The organism is Butyrivibrio sp. AE3009, from assembly GCF_000420845.1.
Classification (GTDB): domain Bacteria; phylum Bacillota; class Clostridia; order Lachnospirales; family Lachnospiraceae; genus Butyrivibrio.
In genome coordinates, this window is record NZ_ATVS01000078.1 from 1 (window position 1) to 6,310 (window position 6,310).

The 6,310-nt window shown below is 43.8% G+C and carries 2 protein-coding genes and 1 pseudogene; all 3 read left to right on the forward strand.

Going from position 1 to position 6,310, the window contains the following annotated elements; translation table 11 throughout:
* Positions 1-324: pseudogene (locus tag G588_RS22870) on the forward strand (hypothetical protein); the annotation flags it as partial.
* A 311-nt stretch (positions 325-635) separates the two neighbouring features.
* Positions 636-5,075 carry a DUF4332 domain-containing protein gene (locus G588_RS0118145; protein ID WP_022780105.1) on the forward strand — a complete coding sequence of 1,480 codons (4,440 nt, stop codon included), beginning with the start codon at positions 636-638 and terminating at the stop codon, positions 5,073-5,075.
* 62 nt (positions 5,076-5,137) lie between these two features.
* A complete protein-coding gene (locus G588_RS20970) occupies positions 5,138-5,506 on the forward strand; it encodes a hypothetical protein (protein WP_022780106.1) in 369 nt (122 codons plus the stop codon).
* The last annotated feature ends 804 nt before the right edge of the window (positions 5,507-6,310 follow it).

A 6,310-nucleotide genomic window follows, 5' to 3' on the forward strand; every position in this document is an offset into this window, starting at 1 on the left:
AGCAGTAATAACAGTGGAAATAATAGCAGTAGAGACAGTAATGGTAACAGTAGCACCAGGCCCACGGGAAGAGTAGATCACCCGGGAATGACGGGTGGAGGAAGTGGTATTAATAGTGGTACCCATGATAGCAGTAATAACAGCGGTAATAACAGTAGCAATAACAGCAGAGGCAGTAATGGTAACAGCAGCCCCAGACCAACCGGAAGAGTGGATCATCCCGGTATGACAGGAGGAAGCAGCAACAGCGGCTCAGGAAGTAATTCAGGAAGCAATTCAGGGAACTCCGGTACTCAGCGTGGCAGCACCGGCAGAAGAAGGTGATTATAATCAAGGAATGCGTTGTGAATATACAGCGCATTCTTTTTTTGTGGACATGAATCTAAATAAGTGGCAGTGATTTCTATCAGAAGCATATGATTTTTGTAATGGAAGCATATTCAAATTAGTGGATATAAATTTACAAAATACAACATATTGTGTGTATTGTATGAGTATTTAAACAAACTGTTAACGATTTATAAACAATACTGATTAATGTCTGATAATAATATAAAATTATGTTATGCCGAATACATCAATTCGACGATGCGATAAAAGTACCTGTGGTTTTTGTATTGTAGAGGGGTATAACAATGGGAACATCACTAATACCGATCAAAGGAATCAGCCAGGCCCAAAAGCGTAATCTTGCAAATAACTGCAAGATCATGGATATCGCGGGGCTATTGGCCAATGGCAGAACGCCGGAGCAAAGGCAGACAATCGCAAGCAAGCTCCAGGTTGACAAAAGACATGTCAGCATTTGGGTAAAGCAGGCAGATCTGTGGCGCGTTAACGGCATGACAGAGGATTATGCATATCTTCTGGTGCTGGCGGGGGTGCGCTGCGTCCAGGATCTTGCCAAGATTGATGTTGAAACAACCAGGGGGGTACTAAAGTCCATATCCAATACCCATCCTGACTTTGAGTATGATTCTGGTGCTCTGGAGGATCTCAAAGCTGAGGCTGCCAAGCTGTGTCCAACTGCTCTTGCAAGTCATAATCTTCAGTTGGTAATTGAGGCACTCGGTAAGGATAGCGAGGAACTTGAAAACTTTTTTGGACAGTTCAAAGACAAGTACGAACAGACGGCACTTGTTTTTGATGCCAATGATCCTGAGCCTACGCATCTTTTTGGCATGGATTATGTCCTTGAAGTTCTTGATAAAAAAAGCGAAAGTGAGATCATAAACGAAGGTCTTGATGCTCTTCGAGGTATTACGGTAGCACTCCCCAATCCCAGATATTTAACAGGTAAGGTTACTTACCGCAGCATAGGTGAAAAGAAGACCAGAGAGTCCATTAATGTTGCTAATCTCAGGGTGGATGTAGATGGCGTAATTAAGGATCCTGCTGATTCTGAGGCGGCTTCAGAGAAAAATTTTGCATATACGAATGCAGAGGGTATTTTTATCATTACTCTTCCAAAGGACTATACATGGGGGGATTTTATTACTTTTACCATCTCTCAGGGAGGCTGTAAGCAGGTCTTCAAATTTGATGTGGTGGATCTTATAAGAAATGCAGTTGTTAAGGATTCGATGATAAAAAAATCGACCTCTGAGCTTTTGGAGGATCTGGAAACAATTGATGAGTATAACAATATAATCAGTGTTTATACTTATGACCGGAAAATAGTTAAGGTTATGGCTGATCTTCATGCAGAGATTGAGTCTGCCAAAGATGATGAGGAAACAATTGAGATCAGAGCCAAAAAGGAACTCCTTAATAAGCTAAAGAACAGGGTCGAGATCCTTGATCTTGACGATGATCTTACCAAGAATCTGCAGCTAAATTATAACAAGATGCTGCCACAGATGATCGATAAGTATCTTGAGGGTGAGATAAACAATTATCGCAAGGCAAGAGACCGTATCATTGATGAGGATTTTGGCCAAAAAGCACCGAAGAAAGAAAAACAGAGGAAGGTTTCTTATCTTATTGGACTCATTGAACTTGTATGGAAGTATGGCCTTGAGGATGGAGAGGAAGGCTTTGTACTCATTGAGGAAGTCTTTAAGGGGTATAAGGATGATCATCCCAAAGCTCTTCCAAGTGTGAAGCTAATGGGCGAAGGCGAAGATGCGGTTATGCTTCCGACAGATAAGGCGCCCTCAAGAACCTTTAGCTATTCACTGCTTCAGAGGTTGGTTGAACCGTCAATATATCCTGAAATGGGCGATTATGATGAGGAGGGTAAGAAAAGACAACGTCGTAAGCTGGATAGGCCAGCAGATGTGACGGAATTCCAAAAAAGTTTTGGCAGGAACCCTGATGGGTATCCTATCATGTCATCTCTTGGTATGGGCTATACCCTTAACCTGAGCCAGTCATGGGTTCCGGATGGATTTGCTTTGGGTGAACTGTTGTATTCATTAATACTGGCTCCGGGCGAGGAACAGAGACTTATTGTAAGGGACAGTAGCAGTTCATATGCGATTCAGGACAATATTGATGCGCAGGACTATAAGTCAACGAGCCAGACACAATCGCAGACAGATGCCATCCTGGCAATGTATGACTATGCTATGGGGCAGAGTATGTACGGATATTCCGAGATGGATTATTCTACAAAGACTACCTCCGGAGGTGGAAGTGCCAGTGGAGGAATTTTTGGTGCGATCTCAGGAATATTTGGAGGCCTGTTTGGAAGCGGCTCAGGGGCAACTTCCAAATCCAGTGGGAGCGCAAGTTCCAGCGCCGGTCAGACTAACAGGCATAATGAAGCTTCTGTTGCTGCGCAGGCCTTCAACCAGAATTTCACGGTTGCTGCAAGCCTCTATGAAAGGGCTAACAGAGTCAATATTCGTGCGGCCACAAGTCAGGAGAGAGATTCTGTTGCAACAAAGATAGTAGCCAATCACAATCACTCTCACACAATGACAGTGCAGTATTGGGAGGTTGTGAGAAGATACCGATTGGAGACTGCAATACAGGGAATCGATCTGGTACTATTTGTACCGCTTAAACCGGTAAGATTTTTACCTGAGACTCAAGCTTTGGAACTAAACTTTGGGTATGGACCTGAGTGTGAAAGCGGAAAGCTCAGCAGTGCCTCCGAGATGAACTGTTCAAGTTTCAAGAGCAGATATCAGAACGTCATAAGGCATTATAGTGCAATCAGAAGTATGATACCGTATTCATACAGAAACGGTCTTGATCTGATGCAGAAGTTTTATGCAATGCCATATTTTAAAATTGATAAGTTTGATCTAAATACGACAGATGAAAGATATTACATTGAGGTAACCGGAAACTTCCTGGAATTTGATAATCTCTCAGCAAAGATCTCATTTGATAACGGAACTAAGCCCATATATGGAAGGGTGATTAACTACACCTATTCACCACTTATTCTGAGAGAGCTTGGTCTCGGGTTTGCAGCGAAAGAATTTAATATTTCCAATGCTAATGAGCTTGCACATGAACCTCATACAAGGCAGGAAGTTAAAGAGGCTGTAATATTTAGCAGGAATTATAACGCTGAATATGTTAATTCAATTTCTTTTGAGTTCCTTTTGCCCTATGGAACCACCAAGGATAATATTTCAGAGCTTGAGATAAGAAATAGCATTACTGACGGATGGGATTATGCTTTATCCCAGGATGAGAAGGATCAGACGGAATCAGAAAATTATGCGATTAAGAATTACAAACTCTGGATGAACAAGTTATATGATAATACGAAAGACCGTGACCGAGAGTCGGAAGTTGTTGCGCAGTTCAAGCAAGGACTTCCTGAGTGGTATTTTAATCCGATAGCAACATTCAGTGCCAGCGAGTTGTATTCCTATGGAAATCTGAAAATCACTGTGTATGAAGGATTAACCAAAGGCCCGGCACTTGAAACACAAGCGGTGCTGTCACGGAGTCCTGTCGTGCATTCCTATGGAAGACAAACTCCTAAGCTTACAGTGGCAGGGTTCCAGGAAATTGAGAGAACTTTCCAGCATATTGTGACCAATACCCTGCGCTATTCAAGGGCTGTATGGCAGTCGATGACGACAGATGATCTTGCTATGCTTCTTGAGCAGTACAATGTAGATATGGATTTTGATAACTACTATGGTGATATCGGTGATGATGCTAAGAAAGATATTTCAGATATTCCTCTTCTTAATTGCATCAATGTAAAAAAACCTCTCGGATTCTATGGAAACTGTATACTGTTCCCGTTCACATATCCGGAAGAGCTTGCTGTTAAACTGGGAAAAACGGCAGCAGAGGTTCAGGATGCACTGTATCTGTATCACGCATCCTGCTTCAGATCACCGTCGACGGTTATATCCATTCCTACAGATGGCATGATAGGTGAAGCCGTTCTCGGAGCTACGAATGTAAGTGAAAAGATTGATATCACAAGGTTCTGGAACTGGAAGGATTCACCTATCGATTCCATGACGCTTGACAGCACCTACCTGAATAAGACAGATTATCTAAGCGGCAAGACCACTGCAGAACTTAAGCCTATTGGAATATCATCACCTGCGCTTGCTACTCCTACAAGCGTAAACGATGTAATCAAGAGCCTCGTAGAAAAGCTTCCTCCGGAATTCAATGATATTACCGGAATCGAGAGGACAGCTGAAATTCTGAGTAAAGCAACTGAGTCAAATGCGACGGGAAGAGATACTGTTCTTAACAAGAATGCGGAGATGGTCAACAAAGTCGTAGACTATGCTACCGAGGTAATGAAGGCGCAATCAGCCAAGTCCGGAAATAGAAATCAGGGTAATCCGAATAATCCGGATGGCGGCAACAAGCCGAATGGAGATGGCAATTCCGGAGGCGGCGGAGCCGGTGGAACCGGCGGAGCAGGCGGTGGCGGATCCCATACAGCTTTCGAAATGCTTGTTGAGGCTCTGTATATGCTACTTTGCTGCGGACAGGGTGGATCTCAGGGCGGCAAGCCGGGTGGAGACACAAATGCGGCTAAGCCTGATGATAAGAAACCTGATGACAAGAAACCTGATGACAAGAAAACTGACGACAAGAAAACAGATGCACCAAAGACAGATGCAAAGAAATCATGATAATACAGGATTATGTTATCGGTGACATAGATAAATGAACGCAGCGGAAAAGGAGAAAAAATATGGGAACTGAAGATAAAGATCCTAAGGCCGAGACCGGCGCAGAGACCGGAAAAGAGACCGGAAAGGAAACAGGAAAAGAGACCGGAAAAGAAGGCGGAAAAGAGACTCAAAAAGAGGCTACAAAACTCATCGGAACAGAGGCTATTGAGCTTGCTTTGGCCAGGATTCTGGAACAGGAGACCTCAGAGGAAGCCATGGAACTTAAAAGGCTGGCTCTCAGGAAAGCTGCAATGGAATGCGATACAGCAAGAGCCCGAATTCCCGCACCTCTGAATATCACCGAAATCGGAGGATATTACAATCTCCTTGAGAACGATCCGGAGATGAAGAGGATGATGCTTGCATCAATTCTGGGGCTGCCATATTAAAGCCGATTCTCGCCTTTCATGGCGACATACATAGCGATGGGTGTCGAAGGACGGACCCTTGAGAGAGGGTTTGAAGAGGTCCCCGAAGTACGTTAACGGAAAAGTTGGAGATGGATGTCTACAAGAGTTTATTGAAAGATGGAGTACGTTCTGGCAAGGGCCGTCATTTTACGAGGATATTGAGTAACTAGAATTACTCAAAATGAATCAAGAGATGGCGAGGCGTTCCTGAAAAGATGTGAATAATGGGACAGCTTTAATAACTTGCCCGGGTTGGTTGCTCGCGGCTTCGGCCGGTTCAATCGATTATCGGAAGTTGGGACAAGGATGTATTGAAGATCGAAGTAGGCGCCCTTGTGGGTTATAGGTTCTACGGAACTACGTTAGTATGCAGTAGTCGGGCCCACGAAGTTAAGGGGTACGATGCGATGGATTACGGAAACAGAAGGAGGCAGGAGGGCCAAAGGATTTCTGAAAACTTAATACTGTGAATATGTAAATGTGAAGCTAGTGCTTTGAGATGAGGTTTTGATGTTATGTAAGTTCAAGAAGATAGTGAACAGGAACGTTGAAACGGGAAAAAGACGTAGGAATGATAAGGGCCGGATTGCTTCCGGAAGAGGAAGTGGTAATGTCGTGCCTTGCCGGAAAATTCACGAGATGGCAGATGATGAGCCGCGGGAAACCGCGGCTCATTTTCTTGTTTAATAGGAAATTCCTCCGAATTTCCTATTAAACAAAAAACGCTCCGCTATGGATGCGCACTCGCGCGTAAGGTATATGTTGCATAAATGCAACCGCGCT